Consider the following 24289-nt stretch of genomic DNA (forward strand, 5'->3'; position numbering starts at 1 on the left):
GTATGGAATTTTTGATTGGTGGCAAGAAGGCGGGGAAAAGCCGGGAGCGATCGTCCCGGGTAATCAGGCCAGCTCCCCTTTCACCAGCGGCACGAAGCGCACTGGCTCAATGGTTTCGATGAGAAACTCACTGTTTTTGCGTTGGATTCGTTGCAGCAACTGCGACTGGTCGCCCACTGGCAGTACCAAAATGCCGCCCTGATCCAGTTGCTCCATTAACGCGGTGGGGATCTCCGGCGGCGCAGCGGTGACGATGATGGCGTCAAACGGCCCGCGTGAGGGCCAGCCGAGCCAGCCGTCGCCGTGGCGGGTGGAGACGTTGTGCAGGTCGAGCTGCTTTAGCCGGCGTTTTGCCTGCCACTGCAACCCCTTGATGCGCTCCACGGAGCAGACATGATCGACCAACTGCGCCAAAATGGCGGTCTGGTAGCCCGATCCGGTGCCGATCTCCAGCACGCGTGAGGTGGGCGTCAACCGCAGCAGTTCGGTCATCCGCGCCACCACATAGGGCTGTGAGATGGTCTGCCCGGAGCCAATGGGCAGCGCGGTGTTCTCGTAGGCTTTGTGCTCGAGCGCCTCATCCACAAAGCGCTCGCGCGGCACCGCCTCCATCGCCTGCAATATCCGCTCATCCTGGATGCCCTGCTGGCGCAGCTGATCCAGCAGGGTTCGCATACGACTGTTTACCATTCCGCATTGACCTCGGCTTGGGTTAACCACCTCTCCACCACATCCTGAGCCGCGTAGGCCGTCAAATCGACCTGAAGCGGGGTGACCGATACATATCCCTCTTCCACGGCGGCAAAATCGGTGCCGGGCGCGTAGTCAAACTTCTCGCCCGGCGGCCCAATCCACCAAAGATCCTGGCCGCGCGGATCGCGCTGGTGGAACACCTGCTCCGCCGGGTGGCGGCTGCCGCAGCGTGTAACCTTGATGCCCTTAATCTCCGCCAGCGGCAGATCCGGCACATTGATATTGAGAATCTTGCCGGTTCGCAGCGGTTCACGGCTCAATGCCCGCAAAATCATGCAAGTCACTGCTGCCGCGGTGTCATAGTGCTGGTGGCCATCCAGTGACACCGCCAGCGCCGGGTAGCCAAGGTGACGCCCCTCCATCGCCGCCGCCACCGTGCCGGAGTAGATGACATCATCCCCCAGATTCGGCCCGGCATTGATGCCTGAGACCACAATATCTGGCCGTGGCCGCATCAGTTGATTGACGCCAAGGTAGACGCAGTCGGTCGGCGTCCCCTGCTGCACGGCGACATCGCCGTTGGGCAGGGTCAGGGTGCGCAGTGGCGCATCCAGCGTCAGCGCGTTGGACGCGCCGCTGCGGTTGCGATCCGGGGCCACCACTTGCACCTCGGCGAACTCACGCAACGCCGTCGAAAGCGCCTGAATGCCCGGCGCGCTCACGCCATCATCATTACTCAGTAATATCCGCATCGTTGCTGTCCTGTCGCAGAATCTCACGGACCACGCTGGTGGCGAAGCTGCCCGCTGGCAGCCAGAAATTCAGTTCAAGGGTGACATCATCCCACCAGTTCCACTGCATCTGCTGTGGCATCAGTAGCACTGCCCGGCGTGCCGGCTCCACCCGCTCGCGCCGCAGCAAACCCAAGAGCGTCTCCTGGTCTTGCAGGCACGCCTGCTCCAGCGCCTGCGCCGCCGCCTGCGTGCCCAGCTCGCCATCGCCCGGCAACGGGGCGGTCACCTGCAACTCACCGGCGTCCAGACGCGCCTGCAGCGCCTCCAGCTCCTCCGGCTTGGCGACAAACCAACTGCCGCGGCCGCTCAGTTGCAGGGCATCGCCCTCCAGCACGGTGCGTTGCAATCCCTGCGCCAGACGTTGGCTGGCGATCAGGTTGAACATCGCGCTACGGCTGGCGGAGAGGTAAAAACTGCGCTTGCTACGCTCTTTGACGCGGATCTCATCGCGCGCCCAGCGCCCGGCCTGCACCAGATTGTTGCCGCCATGCCCAAAACGCTGCACGCCGAAGTAGTTCGGCACGCCAGCGGTGGCGATACGTTGCAGGCGCTGCTCGACATCCTCGCGATCGGTGATGTGGCGCAGCACCAGCGTAAAGTCATTGCCCTTCAGGGTGCCGATGCGCAGCTTGCGGCGCTGGCGGGCGCTGGCGACCACCTCGCACCCCTCAAGCTGGAACGCCGCCAGATCCGGCGTCTCCTTGCCCGGCAGGTGCAGGCAGAACCACTGCTCGGTCACCGCGTGGCGATCCTTCAGGCCAGCGTAACTGACGGCGCGCGCCGGGATACCGGCAAAACGCGCCAGCGCGTCCGCGACGAACTGGGTATTGCAGCCGGTCTTGCGGATGCGCACCAGCAGGTGCTCCCCCTCCCCGTCTGGCTCGAAGCCCAGATCCTCGCGCACCTGGAAATCTTCCGGGTTGGCCTTCAGGATACCGGCAGAGAGCGGTTCACCATGCAGCCAGGTCAGCGTTGTCATGTCCATCGGTTACGCCTTCACCAGCAGCGCCACGGCCTCACAGGCGATGCCCTCGCCGCGGCCGGTAAAGCCCAGCTGCTCGGTGGTGGTCGCCTTCACGTTGACGTCATCCATATGGCATTGCAAATCTTCTGCCAGGTTCACACGCATCTGCGGGATGTGCGGAGCCATTTTCGGTGCCTGCGCAATAATCGTGACATCCAGGTTGCCGAGGCGGTAACCCTTCGCCAGGATGCGGCGGTAGGCTTCACGCAGCAGCGCACGGCTGTCTGCGCCCTTGAAGGCGGGATCGGTGTCCGGGAACAGCTTGCCGATGTCCCCCAGCGCCGCCGCGCCCAGCAGGGCGTCGGTGGCGGCGTGCAGCGCCACATCGCCGTCAGAGTGCGCCAGCAGCCCCTGCGGGTAGGGAATTCGCACGCCGCCGATCACCAGCGGGCCTTCGCCGCCGAACTTATGGACATCAAAACCGTGACCGATACGCATCATGCGCTCTCCTGTAGTGAAAATTGGGATAGATAAAAGGTAGCCAGCGCCAGATCCTCGGGCTGCGTCACCTTGATGTTGTCCGCGCGGCCCGCCACCAGCTCCGGGTGGTAGCCACAGTACTCCAGCGCGGAGGCCTCGTCCGTGATGGTCGCGCCCTCGCGCAGCGCCCGCTCAAGGCACGACTTCAGCAGTGCCAGCGGAAAGAGCTGCGGCGTCAGCGCGTGCCACAGGTTCTGGCGGTCAACGGTATGCGCCACCGCCGCCACGCCCACTTCAGCGCGCTTCATGGTGTCGCGCACCGGGGCCGCCAGGATCCCCCCCACCTGACTGGTGGCAGTCAGCGCCAGCAGCCGGTCGAGGTCGTCCGGGTGCAGGCAGGGCGCGCGGCGTCATGCACCAGCACCCAGCCCGCGTCGCCGGCGTGCGCCAGCCCGGCCATCACCGACGTGGCGCGCTCGGCTCCGCCCGACACTACGTCAACCCGCCGATCGGCAGCAATCGGCAAATGCCGAAAGTGCGAATCCTGCGGACTGATCGCCACGATCACCCGCGTAATGCGCGGATGGCGCAGCAGTGCGGCAATCGCGTGCTCGATCAGGGTCTGGTGGCCGATGGTGAGGTACTGCTTAGGGCACTCCGCCTGCATCCGGCTGCCGATCCCGGCAGCCGGCACAACGGCAATGATCTCTGGAAGGGAACCTGCGTTGTTCATCGTCTTTATTGTGCGTTATTTTGCGTGGATGCCGTGGCAGTCCCGCGTTTGGATTGGTCAGGGACCAGACGGTAGAAGGTCTCTCCCGGCTTGATCATCCCGAGTTCGTTGCGCGCGCGCTCCTCGATCGCCTCCTGACCGCCATTCAAATCATCGATCTCAGCAAACAGCTGATCGTTCCGCGCCTTGAGTTTGGCGTTGTTGGCCTTCTGGACCCCAACGTCATCATTGACCCGGACATAATCGTGAATCCCATTTTTTCCCAGCCACAGCGAATACTGTAACCAGCCAAGTAAAACCAGCAATAGCAGCGTTAGTTTGCCCATCCCCGCCCCCTGAAAAACCTCGGCAATCATCCCATAACTTTCCGTCGGACTCCACCGGCGCGATCTATTGATGGGGAGAATAGCGAACGGCAGGCGTGCGGGAAAGGCAGTGCAGTGGGGGGAGCGGCTTACCAGCCGGTGAGGAAGGAGAAGAGCATCCAGAATAGGCAGGTGACCGCCAGGCCGCACAGCAGCACGGTCAGCAGCACCCTTCCGCGCAGCAGCACGCTAATCGCCATGCCGATTACCACGGAGATAGGCATCAACGCGAGGAAAAAGGGCCAAGTGTAGAGCAGGAAGAACAGCGTGTTGGCACCGTAAATCAGGAAGGGGATGGCGAAGGCCAGCCAGTAGAAGATAAAGCCCGTGGTGCCGCCCAGAAAGGAGTATGACGGCTCCTCGGCTTCGGTCTGGTCAGCGGCCTGCCGGGCCGGTCGCGGAGAGTCCTGCGCCCGGCGGCGGTCAGTGGTGTAGGGGCTGACGTTCTGCATAAGGTGATCCCTGTATTATCAGTGCCGCGGCACGCTCTCAGGCGTTTTGCCGCAGCTGGCTCAGGGTTCGATGATAACGCGGCGACGCAAGACGTCTAACATTTGTTCGACCAAATTTGTTACTAATTGTTCACCTTTTAGATGGATATCAGGTGCTTCCGGCGCCTCATAGGCGGAGTCGATGCCAGTGAAGTTTTTCAGCTCGCCAGCGCGCGCTTTCTTGTATAAGCCCTTGGGATCGCGGGCCTCACACAGCTCGAGCGGCGTATCGACATAGACCTCGATAAAGCGATCGCCCAGCAGCTCACGCACCATGCGGCGCTCCTCACGGTGCGGCGAGATGAAGGCGGTCAGCACCACCAGCCCGGCGTCCACCATCAGCTTCGCCACCTCGCCCACCCGGCGGATGTTTTCGCGGCGGTCGGCATCCGAGAAGCCGAGGTCGTTGCACAGGCCGTGGCGCACGTTGTCGCCATCCAGCAAATAGGTGCTGACGCCGTGGGCGTGCAGCGCCTGCTCCAGTGCCCCGGCGACGGTGGATTTGCCAGAGCCGGAGAGGCCCGTGAACCAGAGCACCACGCCCTGATGGCCATGCAGCGCCTCACGCTCCGCACGCGCGATGGCGTGCGGGTGCCAGACGATATTTTCGTCGCGTTCAGACACGTTTATTTACCACCCAGCAGGTCGCGCGCGCCCCAGTGCGGGAAGTGGCGGCGCACCAGCGCGTTCAGCTCCAGCTCAAAGGCACTGTAGTTGCCTGCGGCGGCCGGGGCACTCTCCAGTGCTTCGCGCACCAAGCCCGCGCCCACGGTCACGTTGCTCAGGCGGTCAATCAGGATCATGCCACCGGTCACCGCGTTCTGCTGGTAGCGGTCAAGCATCAGCGGCTCATCAAAGGCCAGCTCCACCAGCCCGATGCCGTTCAGCGGCAGGCTATCGACTTCACGCTGCGCCAGCGAGTTGATCTCCACCTGGTGGCGGATGCCCTCGACGCGCGCGCGGGATTTCTTGCCCGCCACCTTGATGTCGTAGCTCTGGCCCGGTGCCAGCGGCTGCTCCGCCATCCACACCACGTCCACCAGCGCGTTGTGCACCGGCGTCAGGCTCTCGCCCGCATCGACCAGCAGGTCGCCACGGCTGATGTCGATCTCATCTTTCAGCACCAGCGTCACGGCTTCACCGGCCCATGCTTCCTGGAGATCGCCATCGAAGGTGACGATGCGCGCCACCGTGGACTCGACGCCCGACGGCAGCACTTTCACGCGCTGGCCAACGCGCACCACGCCAGAGGCCAGGGTGCCGGCATAGCCACGGAAATCGAGGTTCGGGCGGTTGACGTACTGCACCGGGAAGCGCATCGGCTGCTGTTCACTGACGTTGACCACGTTCACGCTCTCCAGCAACTCCAGCAGCGTCGGGCCGCTGTACCACGGCATGCGGCGGCTCTCGGTGGCGACGTTGTCGCCCTCCAGCGCTGACATCGGCACGAATTTGATGTCCAGATCGCTCGGCAACTGCTGGGCGAAGGTCAGGTAGTCATCTTTGAACTGCTCAAACACCTGCTCGCTGTACTCCACCAGATCCATCTTGTTCACCGCCACCACCAGGTGACGGATGCCCAGCAGGGTGGCGATGAAGCTGTGGCGGCGGGTCTGGTCCAGCACCCCTTTGCGCGCGTCGATCAGCAGGATCGCCAGGTCGCAGGTGGAGGCGCCGGTCGCCATGTTGCGGGTGTACTGCTCATGCCCCGGCGTGTCGGCGATGATAAATTTGCGCTTCTCGGTGGAGAAGTAGCGGTAGGCCACGTCAATGGTGATCCCCTGCTCGCGCTCGGCTTGCAGGCCATCCACCAGCAGCGCCAGATCGAGTTTCTCGCCCTGGGTGCCGTGGCGCTTGCTGTCACTGTGCAGCGAGGAGAGTTGATCCTCATAAATCTGGCGGGTGTCGTGCAGCAGGCGGCCAATCAGCGTGGATTTGCCGTCATCGACGCTGCCGCAGGTCAGGAAACGCAGCAGGCTCTTGTGCTGCTGGTTCTTCAGGTAACCTTCGACGCCACCCTGTTCAGCGATCTGTTGTGCAATAGCATTGTTCATCTGGTGGCTCCTTAGAAATATCCCTGACGCTTTTTCAACTCCATCGAACCCGCCTGATCGCGGTCGATGGCGCGCCCTTGGCGCTCACTGGTGGTGGAGACCAGCATCTCTTCGATGATCTCCGGCAGGGTCTGCGCCTCGGACTCCACGGCACCGGTCAGCGGCCAGCAGCCGAGCGTACGGAAGCGCACCATCCGATCTTTGATCTCTTCGCCCGGTTGCAGCTCGATGCGGTCATCATCCACCATCAGCAGCATACCGTCGCGCTCCAGCACCGGACGCGGCGCGGCCAGGTAGAGCGGGACGATCTCGATGTTTTCCAGGTAGATATATTGCCAGATGTCCAGCTCCGTCCAGTTCGACAGCGGGAAGACGCGGATGCTCTCGCCCTTGTTGATCTGGCCGTTGTAGTTGTGCCACAGCTCTGGGCGCTGGTTTTTCGGGTCCCAGCGGTGGAAGCGGTCGCGGAAGGAGTAGATACGCTCCTTGGCGCGGGACTTCTCCTCGTCGCGGCGTGCGCCGCCGAACGCGGCGTCAAATCCGTATTTGTTCAGCGCCTGCTTCAGCCCTTCGGTCTTCATGATGTCGGTATGCTTGGCGCTGCCGTGCACGAACGGGTTGATGCCCATCGCCACCCCTTCCGGGTTTTTGTGCACCAGCAGTTCGCAGCCATAGTTTTTGGCGGTGCGATCGCGGAACTCATACATCTCGCGGAACTTCCAGCCGGTGTCCACGTGCAGCAACGGGAACGGCAGGGTGCCGGGGTAGAAGGCTTTGCGCGCCAGGTGCAGCATCACCGAGGAGTCTTTCCCGATGGAGTAGAGCATCACCGGGTTACTGAATTCAGCGGCAACTTCACGGATGATATGGATACTCTCCGCCTCCAATTGCCGCAAATGTGTGAGTCGTTTTTCGTCCATAACAGATCCTTTCAGGCCCTGCTGCCGGGGGTATCCCGGCGCAGCGGCTTAAGCCAAATTCACGACTGACGGGCGTTGGAAGCCGTCAGCCTGCGGTTGATGCCCAAACCAGGCAAGTTGCGAATGGAGCGAGACCACTTCGCCTATCACCAGCAGCGCCGGGGTCGGCGCCTGTTGGGCCAGAGTATCGAGTTGTGCCAGCGTGCCGGTCAGCACCTGCTGGTCAGCGCGGGTGCCACGGCCAATCACCGCCACCGGCGTGTCGGCCGCCCGGCCGTGGGCGATCAGCTGTGCGCTGATCTCCGCGGCCTTGACGGTGCCCATGTAGATGGCCAGCGTCTGGCGCGCCCGCGCCAGCGTTGCCCAGTCGATGCCGTCGCCATCTGGCCGGCAGTGGCCAGTGATGAACAGCACGCTCTGGGCATGGTCGCGGTGGGTCAGCGGGATGCCAGCGTAGGCGGTCGCGCCTGCCGCCGCCGTCACGCCCGGCACCACCTGGAACGGGATACCTGCCGCCTTGGCGGCCTGTAACTCCTCGCCGCCGCGGCCAAAGATAAAGGGATCGCCCCCCTTCAGCCGCACCACGCGCTTGCCCTTCAGCGCCAGCTCCACCAGCAGGCGGTTGGTCTCCTCCTGCGCCACCGAGTGCGCGCCAGCACGCTTGCCGACGCAGATGCGGTCGGCATCGCGGCGCACCAGATCCAGAATTTCGTCGCTGACCAGATGGTCATAGAGCACCACGTCCGCCTGTTGCATCACCTGTAGGCCGCGCAGCGTCAGCAGCCCGGCGTCGCCCGGCCCGGCGCCGACCAACGTCACCTGGCCGCCCTCACGCTGGTGCTGGCTCAGGGCGTCGTCCAGCGCCTGCTCCGCCTCCGCGTGCTGGCCGCTCTCCACCAGCGCCGCAAAGCGCCCGCTGAAAGCCTTCTCCCAGAAGCGGCGACGCTCGGTCATTGAGCGCAGGCGATCCTTGACGCGGCCACGCCAGTTGCCGGCGATCTCCGCCATCGTGCCAAGGCTGGTGGGCAGCAGCGCCTCCAGCTTCTCACGCAGCAGGCGCGCCAGCACCGGTGCCTTGCCGCTGGAGGAGATGGCGACCACCAAGGGCGAGCGATCAACGATCGACGGAAAGATGAAAGAGCACTTCGGCTGGTCATCCACCACGTTCGCCAGCACCCGGCGGCGGTCGGCCTGTTCAAACACCTCGGCGTTTAGCACGGTGTCGTCAGTGGCGGCGATCACAAAGAAGACGTCATCCAGCTGCTCGGGCACAAAGTCCGTCGCCAGCCAGATAACCTGCTGTTGTTCATGACGTGTCTGGAGTTCAGGGTGGAGCGAGTGCGCCACTATCCGTACTTCCGCACCGGCGCGCAGGAGGAGGTCGATCTTGCGCGATGCAACTTCGCCGCCGCCAACGACCAGTACCGGACGCTGTTTCAGGTCAGCAAATAGGGGGAGATAGTCCACAACAGCCTTTATCTATGTAACAGAATAATCACATGACTATACGGTGTGCCCTTTGGCGTTATGAAATGACGAAATGGAATTATTAGTTCCTTATTGGAATATAGAAATGCTTTTTCCCTCTCCTTCCCCCCTTTTCCGGCTACGGCCCCGGCACCCAGCCCCACTCCTGCCATAGCAAACGGCGCAGTGCCGGGCTGATGCGCGGCCCGCTGACATGGCACTGGCGGCAGTAGTCGCGCACGCTGTCGGCCTGCCACAGGAAGGGGCGGCTATGCTGCATCCGGTAGCACAACTGCTGGTAAAGCGGGAGGATATGCAGGTGGCCCAACCGCTGCCGGATGCTCAGCCGCTGCGCTGGCAGCAGGCTATGGCGCAACTGCCGCAGCAGTGGCCGGATCTCAGCGCGCATCAGCATCGACTCCAGGTTGCCGTAGGCCGGGTGGCGTTTGCCCTCGCTGGCTGGCTGGAAGAAGAACATCTTCTGGTAGAACGCCGCCTTGCGCCGGTCTACCTGGATAAACAGCGTTTCGGTACGTTCGGCAACGCAGGCGTAGAGCATGGCGTAGGCATAGAGCAGCCGCAGCACGCCCTGATTGCGGCACGATGGCTCAATGCAGAGCGCGCCAATCTCCCCAACGGGGCCGCGTGCCAGCCAGGGCTGGATCTCCTCGCCATACAGCGACATCGCCGGGATGCCCAGCGCCCCGTGGCGCAAGTAGGCGATGGTGCCCACCACCGCATTGCCACGGGTGGCGATGAACAGCCGACTACCGTGCTGGAAAAGGCCGGGCGAGAAGATCATCTCACCCGGTTGCGGCGTGATGATGCCCAGCCGCCGGTACTGTTGGTGCAGCAGGCGCATCCCGCTGTAAAACTCCTGGAGGTTCCTGACACCGCGCACAGTAATGCCCTCAGGCGTCGGCTGGCGGCTGAAGTGAAGCGTGCGGTCTAGCACGGTAAGCGGCGACGCTGGGCGAAGGGGTTTGATCACGTTGTTATCTTCCTGTTAACAAATAGACACAGATAAGATTAAGTGATCATTCTTTGCGCGACAAATCCCAACTTACCGTCGTTTTATTCATAAGCCTCAATTAAACCGGTTTAATTTCAACAGCTAAATTGGGGGCTTTTGTTCATTCTTGAAGAGAGACTGGCGTTAATAGATAAGAATAGTTAATGACCGAAAGTAAAGGCCGACGGCAAAATGGCCTTTTGCTGGCTGCAAGGGCCAAGGTATTGCGGTTCACAGCGGGGAAAAGTACGGGAAGCGTAAAAGCGAAGGGAACCGGCGCAGAGAGAGCGAGGGCGCGGAAGCCGCGCCCTCGAAGATGAAAATTATTCGTGTAGGCCACACTCACGTTTCAGGCCGAAGAAGCGGGTCTCTTCCTCTTTCATGCCTGGTTCCCACTTTTTGGTGGTGTGGGTGTCGCCAACGGAGAGGTAGCCCTGATCCCACAGCGGGTGGTAGCCCAGCCCGTGCTGCTTCAAGTACTGGTAAATCTGGCGATTGTCCCAGTCAATGATCGGCAGTACCTTGAACACGCCACGCTGCACGGCCAAGACCGGCAGATGGGCGCGGCTGCCGGACTGCTCGCGGCGCAGGCCCGCGAACCAGGTGCCAGCCTTCAGCGTGGCCATCGCCCGGTTCATCGGCTCGACCTTGTTGATCTGGTTGTAGCGCTCGATCCCCTCCACGCCCTGCTCCCACAGCTTGCCGTAGCGCGCCTCCTGCCAGGCTGGCGACTGCTCGGCGCGGAACACCTTCAGGTTCAAGTTGAGCTGCTCGGTGAGCGTGTCAATGAACTGGTAGGTCTCCGGGAACAGGTAGCCGGTGTCGGTCAGGATCACCGGAATATCCGGGCGCTGGCGCGTCACCAGATGCAGGCAGACCGCGGCCTGAATGCCAAAGCTGGACGACAGCACGAACTCGCCCGGCAGGTGCTCCAGCGCCCACGCCACGCGCTGCTCGGCCGTCAGGGCCTCCAGCTCGCCGTTGATCTCCGCCAGCGCCAGGGCCTGACCAGATTTTGGCAGGGCATTCAGTTCCGCCAGATTAAATTGGGACATCGGGTTCTCCTCAGCTAATCAGCCGCCGCAGCGGCCTTACTCCCAGAAATCGCGGGCCGGATCGAGCACCGGACGGATAATGCCAGCACGGATGGTGAAGTCACCGAAGCCCTCGCCCGGCTGGCGCTCTTGCGCCCAGCGGCCCACCAGCTCATCAATCAGCGTCAGAATCTCTTCCGCGCTGATGTTCTCACGGTACATGCGCGGGATGCGCGTACCGCTGCGGTTGCCGCCCAGATGAAGGTTGTAGCGGTTGATCGCCTTGCCCACCAGACCAATCTCGGCCAGCAGCGCGCGGCCACAGCCGTTCGGGCAACCGGTGACGCGCAGGACAATGTGCTCGTCGCCCACGCCGTGCTGGTGCATGATCCCCTCTACCTTGGTGACGAACTCCGGCAGGAAGCGCTCCGCCTCCGCCATCGCCAGCGGGCAGGTTGGGTAGGAGACGCAGGCCATCGAGTTTTTGCGCTGCTCGGTGACGGCGTCATCCATCAGGCCGTGCTCGCGCGCCAGCGCCTCAATTTTTGCCTTCTCTGACTCCGGTACGCCCGCGACAATCAGGTTCTGGTTGGCGGTCAGGCGGAAGTCACCCTGGTGGATACGCGCAATCTGCGCGAGGCCAGTTTTCAGCGGGCGGCCCGGATAGTCGAGGATGCGGCCATTTTCGATGAACAGCGTCAGGTGCCACTGCTTATCGATGCCCTTCACCCAGCCGATGCGGTCGCCGCGTCCGGTGAACTCATAGGGGCGCACGGCGGCAAAGGTGATGCCCGCGCGTTTTTCCACCTCAGCCTTGAAGGTGTCCACGCCGACACGCTCCAGCGTGTACTTGGTCTTGGCGTTTTTGCGGTCGGTACGGTTGCCCCAGTCGCGTTGGGTGGTCACCACCGCCTCCGCTACTGCCAGGGTGTGCTCGAGCGGGATGAAGCCCAGCTCGCTGGCGGTGCGCGCGTAGGTCTTCTTGTTGCCGTGCTCAATCGACAGGCCACCGCCCACCAGCACGTTGAAGCCAATCAGCTTGCCGTTGTCAGCAATCGCCACGAAGTTGAGGTCGTTGGCATGCAGATCCACGTCATTCTGCGGCGGAATCACCACCGTGGTTTTGAACTTACGCGGCAGGTAGGTTGGGCCGAGGATCGGCTCCTCGTCGGTGGTTTCCACCTTCTCGGCATCCAGCCACACTTCCGCATAGGCGCGGGTGCGTGGCAGCAGGTGCTCAGAGATCTTCTTCGCCCACTGGTAGGCTTCCTGATGCAGCTCGGACTCCACCGGGTTGGAGGTGCAGAGCACGTTGCGGTTCACGTCATTGGCGGTCGCCAGCGCGTCCAGCCCCAGCTTGTTGAGCAGCTGGTGCACCGGCTTCACGTTGGGTTTCAGGATGCCGTGGAACTGGAAGGTCTGGCGGTTGGTGATGCGGATGCTGCCGTAGAGCGTGCTCTCGGCGGCAAACTTATCGATGCCCAGCCACTGCGCTGGCGTCATGACGCCGCCCGGCAGGCGGCAACGCAGCATCATCGCGTGGCGCGGCTCCAGTTTCTGTGCCGCACGCTCGGCGCGGATGTCACGGTCATCCTGCTGGTACATGCCGTGGAAACGGATCAGCAGGAAGTTGTCGCCGTTGAAGCCGCCGGTCAGGCCGTCATTCAGATCGTTGGCGATGGTGCCACGCAGGAAGTTGCTTTCGCGCTTCATGCGTTCGGCGTCGCTTAGTTTGCCTTCCACAACCAGAGGCCCAGGGTGTTTGTCGCTCATTAGTACACATCTCGCTGATAACGGCGCGCAAGGCGCAGCTCACTTAAAAATTCATCGGCTGACTCGGTGTCCATGCCGCCATGCTCCGCCACCAGCTCTACCAGTATGCGGTCAACATCCTTGGCCATGCGGTTGGCATCGCCACAGACGTAGATGTGCGCGCCCTCCTGGATCCAGCGCCACACCTCCGCGCCCTTCTGGCGCAGCTTGTCCTGCACGTAGACCTTCTGGGCCTGATCGCGTGACCATGCCAGATCGATGTTGGTCAGCAGGCCATCTTTCACGTAGCGCTGCCACTCCACCTGATAGAGGAAGTCCTCGGTGAAGTGCGGGTTTCCGAAGAACAGCCAGTTTTTGCCGCCAGCGCCGTCGTTGTCACGCTGCTGCATGAAGGCGCGGAACGGCGCGATGCCCGTGCCGGGGCCAATCATGATCACCGGGGTCTCCGGGTCAGCTGGCAGGCGGAAGTTGTCGTTGTGCTCAATGAACACCCGCAGCTCGCCCTCCTCTTCCAGACGATCCGCCAGGAAGCCAGAGGCACCGCCAGTACGCGGGCGGCCATCAATCTCGTAGCGCACCACGCCGACGGTGACATGCACCTCGCCCTCGCTCTCCGCCTGCGACGAGGCGATGGAGTAGAGGCGTGGCGTCAGCGGGCGCAGCAGGCCGGTCAGTTGCTCGGCGTTCAGCTCCATCGGCGCCTGACGCACCATGTCAACGATCGGCGTGTTCTGCGCATAGTGTTGCAGGCGCGGCTTGTCGCTGAGCAGCGCATTCAGCGTCTCGTCACGTGCCAGCGCGGCGTAGTTGCTGACGATCACCGTGGTGTTCTGCGTCAGCTCGTAGTGGTGGATCAGGGCGTCACGCAGCGTCAGGGTTTTGCCCTCGACCTCCACGCTCTCATCACCTTTCAGCCACACCAGCCCCAGCAGCTCGTCCACCAGCGCCGGATCGTTGTCGAACCAGACGCCGAGGGCATCGCCCGGCTGGTAGCGCAGGCCAGAGTCGCCGAGGTCAATCTCAATGTGGCGCACGTCTTTGTCGGAGTTGCGGCCCGTGACCTTCTGGTTCATCAGCAGGGTCGCGGTCAGCGGCTGCTCTTTGGTGTAGGGGCTGGAGTCGACGATGTTGTGCGCGCCGCTCTGCGCCGCCTGCACGGCAGCGGCTGGCTCTGCCGGGGTGCGTGCCTTCAGCACCTCAACAATCTGCTTGCGCCACTGCTCGGCCACCGCCTGATATTCGACGTCCGCGTCCACGCGATCCAGCAGGCGCTCCGCGCCCAGCTCGGCCAGCTTGCTGTCGAAGTCCTTGCCCGCCTGGCAGAAGCGCTCGTAGGAGGTATCACCCAGCCCAAACACCGCAAAGGCCGTCTCATTCAGCTTCGGCGCTTTTTTCGAGAACAGGAACTTGTGCAGCGCCACCGCCTCTTCCGCCGGTTCGCCCTCACCCTGGGTGGAGGCCACGATGATCAGCAGCTTCTCCTGCGCGATCTGCTTGAACTTGTAGTCGCCGGCATTGACCAGATTCACGGTCAGCTTGGCGGCCAGCAGGTCGTCACGCAGTTGCTCCGCCAGACGGCGCGCATTGCCGGTCTGCGAGGCTGAGATCAATGTAATGGTGCTGGCAACCGGGGCAGCCGGGGCCGTCGGCAGCGCCGCGCCCGGTTGCTGGTTAACCATGCCCCAGAAGTAGCCGGAGAGCCACGCCAGCTGCGTCGGGGAGAACTCCCCGATGGCGCCTTGCAAGCGTGCCAGTTGCTCGGGCGTGAGCGGGAGCAGTGAAGTGGGTGGAGCCTGAGTCGTCATTGCAGTACCGATTCCCTTGTGCGTAAGCCAGTGTCTGTTTTTCGTAGAGTCGGGTGATACTAGGAAAAAAGTGAGAAAGTAGAGAGTTTGTAAGGTTACCCAGCGCGCTGGCAACACTTAAATAAGGGATGGAAATAATAAATAACAAAAACGACTAAGCTGATTTAACGGTTATGCTTACCGGAAAAAGTAATAGATTTGAATTTTTATAACGTTGAATTCGTTCGCTTTTTACTGGCCTGCTGGCGCTAACCCGTTGACCGCATGACGAATGGCTGTTTTTCAGGCAGTTAAAAAAGTTTTAGCTGAACGTGGCGCGAAAGTGGGTTGTCATGGCGCGGGCGGCGGCTTTCCGGTAATATCCGCCGGTTTTTTGAGTCAATGAGACGGTAGCAATGGTAACCACGCTGTTTAAAGATTTTCAATTTGAAGCCGCCCACCGGCTTCCCCACGTACCGGAAGGCCATAAATGCGGGCGCCTGCACGGCCACTCATTTATGGTACGTCTGGAGATCACTGGCGAAGTGGATGCGCATACCGGCTGGGTGATGGACTTCTCCGAGTTGAAGGCAATGTTCAAGCCCACCTGGGAGCGTCTGGATCATCACTATCTGAATGATATTCCCGGTCTGGAGAACCCAACCAGCGAAGTGCTGGCAAAATGGATTTGGGACGAACTGAAGCCGCAATTGCCGATCCTGAGCGCCGTGCTGGTTAAAGAGACCTGCACCGCCGGCTGCATCTATAAGGGCGAATAACCCCACCCGCGTGACCCACCGGAGCGTGGCTCACGCGGCCTGATTTTCCCCTCTGCCTTCACTCATGCACTGGCATCACCATAATCTCCGGGTCATCAATAAAGCTGTCCAGAAACGCCGATTGGTAGGGGCCGGCAAGCTTTTTGCCTGTCTTTGGATCCTGGAACCAAATCTCCTTGCCCGCTCGCCGCGCAACCACTGACTGGTGCACCGCCAGGGTGTAGTTGCCTTCCGCGAGATAGGGCAAACTCTTTTTCAAAGGCGTGGTCAATTCCCGATGGCCGATTTTGTAGATCGCCTTGTCAAACCACGGGCAGTGACAGATCGCGCAGGCGTCCGCCTGATAGTGGTGTGGACGCAACTTCACCCCAGCCTGCTCCAGCTCCTCATGCATCCAGCCGTAGGCACCGTTCGATAACCCGCTCTCCTCTTCCGGGTAGCCGCCGCCGACATCCGAGTGCACGCCGGGGAACAGCACCTGCTGGATGCCCTGCCGCGCCTCCCACAGCACTGGGGTAAAGTCCAGCCGCTGCTCATCCAGCGAGATGGCATGACGCCCCAACCTGACGCGCTGGCTTAACGTGGTATCGGCGAAGCGGAAGAGATCGACTCTGGTGTCCTCATCCTCATAATGCGGGATGCCGAGCGCGCCAACGGTGTCGAAGACCGCCACCATCTCAATCGGCACGTTATAGATCATGGCATCAGGATTGACGCGCTCGGAGGCAAATCCCGGCAGCCCATGTTTGATAGAGGCCAGCTTCTCCTGCCAGGATTTCTCCCCTTTGGCCTGCTCGCGGAATTGAGACCAGACGGCAGTTCCCCAGCGGTAAGCCTGTGCCTTATGGGCTTCACTCTCATCCGCCAGATTGAGCTTGCCCGCGTCCAGCAACCCCTGTGAGGCGATCATGCCCGCCAGCGCCCGCGCGGTGTAGGCCCCGCGGCTAAAACCGATCAGGAAGATTTTGTCGCCGGGCTGGTAGTGGCGGCTAATAAAGGTGTAGCCGCGCACAATCCGCTGGATGGTGCCGCCGCCAAATATTCCCTCTAAATTTCTAATCAGCCAATTGGTGGTGTCACCGACGCCGTGGATATATTTGGCCACCTGAATTACCGCCTGCCCCTCCGTCAGCAGTTTCTCCTGCTCCTCTGGGTTACTGTCCAGATCCTCGGGTATCCCTTGCAGGCTCTTATACAGCTTCAGGACATTGGTGAGTTCAAATTGCCCGTCATGGTTATCATCAGTGCGGATACCGTTCCATGTACCGTCGGCACAGAAAACTATATTTTTACTCATGATTAACTCCGCGCATTCTCTTCAGGGAAACGTTCCCTTGCTTATAAAATACCCGCATTTAAGAAAGCGCAAGAGGGCGATAACGGGTTAAAAGTACAGGGTTTATTGCTAAGCAACAAAATCATTACCTGAGTAATTTCTTCCACGCGGATCCGCGCCGCTATCCAGCATTTTTACTGTTAACTGTGGTGCGGCTCAAACATGTCAGACCATTGATTCGCTGTGGATTCGCCCAGAAAACGGGCTGGTCGCGTTGAAGAGGTATGGCGTTATTTGGAGGGGTTGCCGCTCACCGGATGCCGGGCGGCAAGAGATGAGATCTGTGAGGGGCATCAATTTTCATCATAAAAAAAACCCGCCACGTGGGCGGGTTGGGAATCAGGCGATATTGAGGTATTTGTGAGTTTGCATCGACAGCCGCCAGTTGCGCGCAATGCAGGTCTCAATACAGAGGCGGGTGGCCTCCTCTTTCTGGCTGATGGGTTGCAGCGCCACGATGCGGTGCTTCTCATCATGCAGCCGCGCCAGCAGGGCATCCAGCGCCTCAATGTCTCGCTCACGCGCCACCGGGTGCTTGATCTCATCGGCACGCTTGAGCGCCTGATCGAGCACCGCCATGCCGCCGCGCATATTGACCTTCGGCGAAACCGTTACCCACGTATTAGGCGAGCAGCGCACCTCATGGGTGCCGCTGGTCTCAATCTGGCAGGTGAAACCGCTCTTCTCCAGCAGCAGCGTCAGCGGGCCAAGATCGTAGATGCACGGTTCGCCGCCGGTGATCACGATGTGGCGGGCGGTGTAGCCGTTGCGCTCAATCACCGCCAGCAGATCCTCGGTGGTGGCCGCACCCCACGCGTCGGTCTCCACGGTTTTGACCAGAATCTCATCCAGCGCCACTTCCCGATCGGCCAACTTGTCCCAAGTGTGTTTGGTGTCGCACCAGCTGCATCCCACCGGGCATCCTTGCAAGCGAACAAAAATGGCTGGCACGCCGGTAAAGTAGCCTTCCCCTTGCAGGGTTTGGAACATCTCATTAATCGGGTACTGCATGGCACTCTCAATGTTGTTAATTTGAAGGGGCGTGATTATGGCAGATTCCCGCGCGCTGACCAAATTTAGCGCAGTGTTATCTGTTTCCAGTGGTAAACCGGCATAAAAAAACCCGCCGAAGCGGGTTTTATCAGCGAAGGCGCAGGAATTACTGGCCTTTCACCTCTTTCAGACCGTTGAACGGCGCACGGTTGCCCAGCGCTTCTTCAATACGGATCAGCTGGTTATACTTGGCAACGCGGTCAGAACGGCTCATGGAACCGGTCTTGATCTGGCCTGCTGCTGTACCTACTGCCAGGTCAGCGATGGTGGCATCTTCGGTCTCACCGGAACGGTGGGAGATAACCGCCGTGTAGCCTGCATCTTTCGCCATTTTGATCGCAGCCAGGGTTTCGGTCAGGGAACCGATCTGGTTGAACTTGATCAGGATGGAGTTAGCGATGCCTTTCTCGATGCCTTCTTTCAGGATCTTGGTGTTGGTGACGAACAGGTCGTCGCCCACCAGCTGGATTTTGTCGCCCAGCACTTTGGTCTGGTATGCAAAACCGTCCCAGTCAGATTCGTCCAGACCATCTTCGATGGAGACGATCGGGTACTGTTTGGTCAGATCTTCCAGGAAGTGGGTGAACTCTTCGGAGGTGAAGGCTTTGTTGCCTTCGCCAGCCAGCACGTATTTGCCATCTTTGTAGAACTCAGAGGCCGCGCAGTCCATCGCCAGGGTGATGTCTTTGCCCAGCTCGTAGCCCGCTGCTTTTACCGCTTCCGCGATCACAGCCAGTGCTTCGGCGTTGGAACCCAGGTTCGGCGCGTAGCCGCCTTCGTCGCCCACAGCGGTGTTCATGCCTTTGGATTTCAGCACTTTAGCCAGGTTGTGGAACACTTCAGAACCCATACGGATGGCTTCTTTCACGTTCTTCGCGCCAACCGGCTGAATCATGAACTCTTGGATGTCGACGTTGTTGTCAGCGTGTTCACCACCGTTGATGATGTTCATCATCGGCAGCGGCATGGAGAATTTACCCGGTGTGCCGTTCAGTTCAGCAATGTGTTCGTACAGCGGCATGCCTTTGGACGCGGCGGCAGCTTTGGCAGCAGCCAGGGAAACCGCCAGAATGGCGTTTGCACCGAAGTTAGATTTGTTCTCAGTGCCGTCCAGCTCGATCATGATCTTGTCGATGTTAGCCTGATCTTTGGCATCTTTGCCGGTCACGGCCTGTGCGATCGGGCCGTTAACCGCGGCAACCGCCTTGGTGACGCCTTTACCCAGGAAACGGGATTTGTCACCGTCACGCAGTTCCAGCGCTTCGCGGGAACCGGTAGAGGCACCTGACGGCGCAGCCGCCAGACCTACGAAACCACCTTCCAGATGCACTTCAGCTTCTACCGTCGGGTTACCACGGGAGTCGATGATTTCGCGACCGATGACTTTAACGATTTTGGACATTAGATTTTCCTCAGTACAAGTTAAACTAAAACCCCAGACAAACAGTGCGCACCCTAGGGTGCGCACTGCTTATCATCTATCTTATTTTACCTGGCGCTTCTGATACTCACCGGCGGCTTTGACGAAGCCCGCAAACAACGGGTGACCATCACGCGGCGTTGACGTAAATTCCGGGTGGAATTGACATGCCACGAACCACGGGTGGTTCGGCACCTCAATGATCTCCACCAGCTTTTTGTCAGCAGAGAGACCGGCAACCCGCAGGCCCGCCGCTTCGATCTGCTTCAACAGCATGTTGTTCACCTCATAACGGTGGCGGTGGCGCTCAACAATCGTCGGCTCGCCGTACAGCTGGCGAACCAGGCTGTTCTCGGTCAGGTGGCACGGTTGCCCCCCAACGCGCATGGTCCCGCCCAAATCACTCTTCTCATCGCGCACTTCAACGTTGCCGTCTTCATCGCGCCACTCGGTGATCAACGCGACCACCGGGTACTTACAGTCTGGCACAAATTCGGTGGAGTTGGCGTTCTCCATCCCGGCCACGTGGCGGGCGAACTCCATCAGTGCCACCTGCATCCCCAGGCAGATGCCCAGGTAAGGAATATTGTTCTCACGCGCATAACGGGCGGCGGCCACTTTGCCTTCCACGCCGCGGTAGCCAAAGCCGCCTGGGATCAGGATGGCATCCAGATCCTTCAGCATCTCTTCGCCACGCGTCTCCACGTCCTGCGAGTCAATCAGCTTGATGTTGACCGTCAGGCGATTCTTCAGGCCGCCATGTTTGAGCGCCTCAATCACCGACTTATAGGCATCCGGCAGTTCCACGTACTTGCCGATCATGCCGATGGTCACTTCGCCGCCCGGGTTGGCTTCTTCGTAGATCACCTGCTCCCACTCGGCCAGGTTGGCTTCCGGCGCGTTCAAGCTGAATCGTTTACAAATATAATCGTCCAGGCCCTGTGATTTCAAGAGCGCCGGGATTTTATAAATCGAATCAACATCTTTTAGGGAGATAACCGCTTTTTCCGGGACGTTACAGAACAATGCGATTTTCGCACGCTCGTTGGCCGGCACTGCACGGTCAGAACGGCAGATCAGCACGTCTGGCTGGATACCGATGGAGAGCAGCTCTTTCACGGAGTGCTGGGTCGGCTTGGTCTTCACTTCACCGGCCGCCGCCATGTACGGCACCAGCGTCAGGTGCATGTAGAGGGTGTGCTCGCGGCCCACGTCCACCGCCATTTGGCGGATGGCTTCCAGGAACGGCAGGGACTCGATGTCGCCGACGGTGCCGCCGATCTCGACCAGCACCACGTCGTGGCCTTCGCCACCCTCAATGATGCGCTCTTTGATGGCGTTGGTGATGTGCGGGATAACCTGAATGGTCGCGCCCAGATAGTCACCACGGCGCTCTTTGCGCAGCACATCAGAGTAGATGCGGCCGGTGGTGAAGTTGTTGCGGCGAGACATTTTGGTGCGGATAAAGCGTTCGTAGTGACCTAAATCGAGGTCAGTTTCTGCGCCGTCTTCGGTAACGAAAACCTCACCATGCTGAGTTGGGCTCATTGTGCCCGGATCCACGTTGATATACGGGTCCAGCTTCATGATGGTAACGTTGAGGCCACGGGCTTCGAGAATAGCCGCCAGAGAGGCTGCGGCAATGCCTTTACCCAGAGAGGAGACGACCCCGCCGGTCACAAAAATATAATTAGTTGTCATGCTGAACCTGAGAGTTTAGGTTTAAAGACGATGGGAGTACCAGGACGGGAAAGTAGTATACCCGAACCTGGAGGGCGCCACAATTGATCGTTTTATGGCTCGGCGATGAAAAAGCGCCTTGCCCCTCTGTTTTCCCCGGCTTTATCCTGCGACAAACCCTGTATTTCCGCCCCTTTGCTGCCGATGGTTGTCCGGTACTCAGGGCCAGCAAAACGCCTTACGGTACGGCGTCAGGGCGCGCCAATGGCCTGGCGATCCCCGGATAAAAAACCGCGCTACTCTACCCTGCCGCACGCCGGCTGTAAGCTTGCACTTTGGCTGAAAATCGCCACTCAGCGCTCGTTGCGTTTGACCTGCTGCCAGGCCGCCTCCATCTGCTCCAGCGTCGCCTCGTCGGTGCTCATGCCCTGCGTGCGCAGGATCGCCTCAACCTCGCGGAAGCGGCGGGCAAATTTGCGGTTGGCGGCCTGCAACGCGTTCTCCGCCTTGTGGCCGAGGTGGCGTGACAGGTTGACGGTGGCGAACAGCAGGTCGCCAATCTCCTCGCCCAGCTTCTCCTGATCGACCACCGCCTGCTGCGCCTCGTGCATCACCTCATCAATCTCCTCATGCACCTTGTCCACCACCGGGCCGAGGGTTGTCCAGTCAAAGCCCACCGCCGCGCAGCGCTTCTGGATCTTGTGGGCGCGCATCAGCGCCGGCAGTGCCTCGGGGATGTCATCCATCGCCGAGTGCAGCGACTTCTCTGCCCGCTCCTGCGCCTTGGCCTGCTCCCAGCGCGCCAGTGACGGCGCGGCGCTGTCGCCGCCAAACAGGTGCGGGTGGCGGCGCTCCAGCTTGTCACTGATGGCATCACAAATCTCATCAAAGCTGAACAGCCCCTGCTCGCTGCCCATCTGAGCGTAGAACACCACCTGGAACAACAGATCGCCCAACTCGTCGCGCAGGTCGGCGTAGTCACGGCGCTGGATGGCGTCCAGCACCTCGTAGGTCTCCTCCAGCGTGTAGGGGGCGATGGTGTCGAAGGTCTGCGCCCGATCCCACGGGCAGCCGTGTTGCGGGTCGCGCAGGGTTTTCATCAGGGCAAGCAGGCGTTCAAGCGGGGACATCTCGGTCATGACGGCATCTCAAGGGTGGCGGGGCCAGAGTGGCCCCAAAAAAAGAGGAGGGGCGGCCACGCAGGGCCGCCAGAAGAGTCAGCTCCCGTGCAGGCGTCGCGCCTCAATCACGTCCGGCAGCTGGTTAAGTTTGGCGATCACGCGCGCCAGCACCTGGAGGTTGTAGATCTCAATCTCCATGTCGATGGTGGCGAGCTGCTCTTTGGTGTCGCTGCGGCTGGCGACGCCCAGCACATTCACCTTCTCATTCGCCAGAATGGTGGTGATGTCGCGCAGCAGGCCGCTGCGATCGTTGGCGGTGACGCGCACCACCAGCGAGTAGCCGCTGGAGTAGCTCTCGCCCCACACCGCGTCCACCAGCCGCTCCGGCGCGTGGGAGCGCAGCTCCGCCAGCTGGTCGCAGTCGGCGCGGTGGATCGAGATGCCGCGCCCCTGCGTGATGAAGCCGACGATCTCATCGCCGGGGATCGGCTGGCAGCAGCGGGCGATGTGGTGCATCAGGTTGCCGACGCCCTCCACCACCACGCGGCCATTGTCCTTGTTGGCCGCACGCTGCTGGGATGGCCCACTCTTCTGCGTCAGCTGGCGCAGCGCCTCGCGATCCAGCTCCTCGGCGGTCGGCTTGTTCAGTTGCGACTGGAGGAAATTGACCATCTGGTTAAGGCGGATGTCGCCGCCGCCAATGGCCGCCAGCACCTCATCCAGCGAATTGACGTTGTAGCGCGGGATCAACAGCTTCTCCGCCTCTTTCAGGCTGATGCCAAGGCGCGCCAGCTCATCATCCAGAATCTGGCGGCCGGCGAGGATATTCTTGTCGCGATCCAGCTTGCGGAACCAGTTGTGCACCTTCGAACGCCCACGGCTGGTGGTGATGTAGCCGAGGTTCGGGTTGAGCCAGTCGCGGCTCGGGTTCGGGTGCTTCTGGGTGATGATCTCGATCTGGTCACCCATCTGCAACTGGTAGGTAAAGGGCACGATGCGCCCGCCAATCTTCGCGCCAATGCAGCGGTGGCCGACGTCGCTGTGGATGTGGTAGGCGAAGTCGAGCGGCGTGGAGCCGGTCGGCAGGTCGACCACGTCGCCCTTCGGCGTAAAGACGTAGACCCGGTCGTCGAACACCTGGCTGCGCACCTCGTCGAGCATCTCGCCGGAGTCGGCCATCTCCTCCTGCCAGGCAATCAGCTTGCGCAGCCAGGCGATGCGCTCCTCGTAGCCGGTGCGGCCGGCCACCACCGTGCCCTCTTTATACTTCCAGTGCGCCGCGACGCCCAATTCGGCATCTTCGTGCATCTGGCGGGTACGGATCTGGATCTCCAGCGGCAGGCCGCGCGGGCCGAGCACCACGGTGTGGATCGACTGGTAGCCGTTGGGTTTCGGGTTGGCGACGTAATCGTCGAACTCATCTGGCAGGTGGCGATAGTGGGTGTGCACAATCCCCAGCGCCGCGTAGCAATCTTGCAGGCGATCCACCACGATGCGCACCGCGCGCACGTCAAACAGCTCATCAAAGGCCAGCGCCTTTTTCTGCATTTTCCGCCAGATGCTGTAGATGTGCTTGGGGCGGCCGTAGATGTCGGCCTTGATGTTCTCCTCCTGCATCGCGCGGCGCAGGTTGTTAACGAAATCATCAATGTACTGCTCACGGTCGATGCGGCGCTCATGCAGCAGCTTGGCGATGCGTTTGTACTCGTCCGGGTGCAGGTAGCGGAAGCAGAAATCCTCCAGCTCCCACTTGAGCTGGCCGATGCCGAGGCGGTTCGCCAGCGGCGCGTAGATGTTGGTACACTCCTTCGCCGCCAGCACGCGCTCATCCTCCGGCGCGTCCTTGACCTCGCGCAGGTGAGCGATGCGCTCCGCCAGCTTCAGCACCACGCAGCGGAAATCCTCGACCATCGCCAGCAGCATCCGGCGCACGTTGTCCACCTGCTCTGAGGCCATCGAGTCATTCTGCGTCGCCTTGAGCTGGCGAATGGCGTCCATGTCGATCACGCCATGCACTAGCGCGGTGATGCCGCCGCCAAACTCGACGGTCAGGGTGGCCTCGTCAATGATCCCCTCATTGACCAGCGGGAACAGCAGCGCCGCGCGCATACTGTCATTGTCCATGCTCAGGGTGGAGAGGATCTCAACCATCTCCAGCCCGCGCCACAGCAGCAGCGAGGCCAGGGGGTGGCCCTGGGTCTGCTGCTCGCAATAACGCCAGGTTTCGGCCAGACGCTCACATGATTGCTGGCTGGGGAGCCCCAAACTCTCAATCCACGCATCAAGCGCGAACTCGCCAGCCGTATTCAAATGCGCACTTCTTACCGCAACCATAT

At 61.1% G+C, this 24289-nt stretch carries 21 protein-coding genes and 1 pseudogene; 1 reads left to right on the forward strand and 21 read right to left on the reverse strand.

From position 1 onward, the window contains the following. Nucleotides 1–63: 63 nt before the first annotated feature. The 15 genes and pseudogenes from ACK3SD_RS14115 to cysJ form a co-directional block, all read right to left on the reverse strand. A complete protein-coding gene (locus ACK3SD_RS14115; RefSeq protein WP_137764187.1) occupies nt 64–690 on the reverse strand; it encodes a protein-L-isoaspartate(D-aspartate) O-methyltransferase in 627 nt (208 codons plus the stop codon). After that, the gene (gene surE, locus ACK3SD_RS14120) at nt 684–1445 is read right to left on the reverse strand and encodes a 5'/3'-nucleotidase SurE (RefSeq protein ID WP_481125887.1); all 762 of its coding nucleotides are present in this window, start codon (nt 1443–1445) and stop codon (nt 684–686) included. Before surE ends, ACK3SD_RS14115 begins: the two co-directional genes overlap by 7 nt. Then, nucleotides 1426–2472 (reverse strand): tRNA pseudouridine(13) synthase TruD, encoded by a 1047-nt coding sequence (gene truD / locus ACK3SD_RS14125; protein WP_481125888.1) that lies wholly within the window; start codon nt 2470–2472, stop codon nt 1426–1428. The genes surE and truD overlap by 20 nt, the downstream gene beginning before the upstream one ends. Before the next feature lie 3 nt (nt 2473–2475). Then, nucleotides 2476–2949 (reverse strand): 2-C-methyl-D-erythritol 2,4-cyclodiphosphate synthase, encoded by a 474-nt coding sequence (gene ispF, locus ACK3SD_RS14130; RefSeq protein WP_481127562.1) that lies wholly within the window; start codon nt 2947–2949, stop codon nt 2476–2478. Next, nucleotides 2949–3664: pseudogene (gene ispD, locus ACK3SD_RS14135) on the reverse strand (2-C-methyl-D-erythritol 4-phosphate cytidylyltransferase). Before ispD ends, ispF begins: the two are co-directional and overlap by 1 nt. Before the next feature lie 5 nt (nt 3665–3669). Further along, nucleotides 3670–3990 carry a cell division protein FtsB gene (gene ftsB / locus ACK3SD_RS14140; protein WP_137765019.1) on the reverse strand — a complete coding sequence of 107 codons (321 nt, stop codon included), beginning with the start codon at nt 3988–3990 and terminating at the stop codon, nt 3670–3672. Between the two features lie 128 nt (nt 3991–4118). Beyond that, nucleotides 4119–4481, reverse strand: coding sequence for a DUF3561 family protein (locus tag ACK3SD_RS14145; RefSeq protein ID WP_481125889.1), 363 nt, complete (start codon nt 4479–4481; stop codon nt 4119–4121). A gap of 60 nt (nt 4482–4541) precedes the next feature. Further along, nucleotides 4542–5144: an adenylyl-sulfate kinase gene (gene cysC, locus ACK3SD_RS14150; protein ID WP_240775704.1), complete on the reverse strand. Its 603-nt coding sequence runs from the start codon at nt 5142–5144 to the stop codon at nt 4542–4544. Nucleotides 5145–5146: 2 nt separating this feature from the next. Then, nucleotides 5147–6574, reverse strand: coding sequence for a sulfate adenylyltransferase subunit CysN (gene cysN / locus ACK3SD_RS14155; protein WP_481125890.1), 1428 nt, complete (start codon nt 6572–6574; stop codon nt 5147–5149). 11 nt (nt 6575–6585) lie between these two features. After that, nucleotides 6586–7494: a sulfate adenylyltransferase subunit CysD gene (gene cysD / locus ACK3SD_RS14160; RefSeq protein ID WP_481125891.1), complete on the reverse strand. Its 909-nt coding sequence runs from the start codon at nt 7492–7494 to the stop codon at nt 6586–6588. 48 nt (nt 7495–7542) lie between these two features. Further along, entirely contained in the window at nt 7543–8961 is a 1419-nt protein-coding gene (gene cysG, locus ACK3SD_RS14165) for a siroheme synthase CysG (protein ID WP_137764195.1), read from the reverse strand. A 139-nt stretch (nt 8962–9100) separates the two neighbouring features. Further along, entirely contained in the window at nt 9101–9952 is an 852-nt protein-coding gene (locus ACK3SD_RS14170) for a GNAT family N-acetyltransferase (RefSeq protein WP_481125892.1), read from the reverse strand. A 344-nt stretch (nt 9953–10296) separates the two neighbouring features. Then, nucleotides 10297–11028, reverse strand: a complete 732-nt coding sequence (locus ACK3SD_RS14175) for a phosphoadenylyl-sulfate reductase (protein WP_481125893.1) — start codon at nt 11026–11028, stop codon at nt 10297–10299. 36 nt (nt 11029–11064) lie between these two features. Next, nucleotides 11065–12780, reverse strand: coding sequence for an assimilatory sulfite reductase (NADPH) hemoprotein subunit (gene cysI / locus ACK3SD_RS14180; RefSeq protein WP_481125894.1), 1716 nt, complete (start codon nt 12778–12780; stop codon nt 11065–11067). Beyond that, nucleotides 12780–14585: an NADPH-dependent assimilatory sulfite reductase flavoprotein subunit gene (cysJ, locus tag ACK3SD_RS14185; RefSeq protein WP_481125895.1), complete on the reverse strand. Its 1806-nt coding sequence runs from the start codon at nt 14583–14585 to the stop codon at nt 12780–12782. The genes cysI and cysJ overlap by 1 nt, the downstream gene beginning before the upstream one ends. 395 nt (nt 14586–14980) lie before the next feature. On the opposite strand from cysJ, the gene queD reads away from it, so the two are divergent. Continuing rightward, nucleotides 14981–15343: a 6-carboxytetrahydropterin synthase QueD gene (gene queD, locus ACK3SD_RS14190; protein WP_137764200.1), complete on the forward strand. Its 363-nt coding sequence runs from the start codon at nt 14981–14983 to the stop codon at nt 15341–15343. Between the two features lie 58 nt (nt 15344–15401). Here queD and ACK3SD_RS14195 read toward each other — a convergent pair whose 3' ends face one another. The 6 genes from ACK3SD_RS14195 to relA form a co-directional block, all read right to left on the reverse strand. Further along, a complete protein-coding gene (locus ACK3SD_RS14195) occupies nt 15402–16640 on the reverse strand; it encodes a DUF2235 domain-containing protein (protein WP_481125896.1) in 1239 nt (412 codons plus the stop codon). A gap of 378 nt (nt 16641–17018) precedes the next feature. Beyond that, complete coding sequence (gene queE, locus ACK3SD_RS14200) at nt 17019–17690, reverse strand: 7-carboxy-7-deazaguanine synthase QueE (protein ID WP_137764202.1); 672 nt, start codon at nt 17688–17690, stop codon at nt 17019–17021. A 148-nt stretch (nt 17691–17838) separates the two neighbouring features. Continuing rightward, nucleotides 17839–19134 (reverse strand): phosphopyruvate hydratase, encoded by a 1296-nt coding sequence (gene eno, locus ACK3SD_RS14205; protein WP_137764203.1) that lies wholly within the window; start codon nt 19132–19134, stop codon nt 17839–17841. Between the two features lie 81 nt (nt 19135–19215). Beyond that, the gene (pyrG, locus tag ACK3SD_RS14210) at nt 19216–20853 is read right to left on the reverse strand and encodes a glutamine hydrolyzing CTP synthase (RefSeq protein ID WP_481125897.1); all 1638 of its coding nucleotides are present in this window, start codon (nt 20851–20853) and stop codon (nt 19216–19218) included. A gap of 332 nt (nt 20854–21185) precedes the next feature. Next, nucleotides 21186–21971, reverse strand: coding sequence for a nucleoside triphosphate pyrophosphohydrolase (gene mazG / locus ACK3SD_RS14215; protein WP_137764205.1), 786 nt, complete (start codon nt 21969–21971; stop codon nt 21186–21188). Between the two features lie 78 nt (nt 21972–22049). Continuing rightward, entirely contained in the window at nt 22050–24287 is a 2238-nt protein-coding gene (relA, locus tag ACK3SD_RS14220; protein WP_481125898.1) for a GTP diphosphokinase, read from the reverse strand. Between the last annotated feature and the right edge of the window lie 2 nt (nt 24288–24289).

It is taken from the genome of Chimaeribacter sp. YP20170169 (assembly GCF_056739715.1).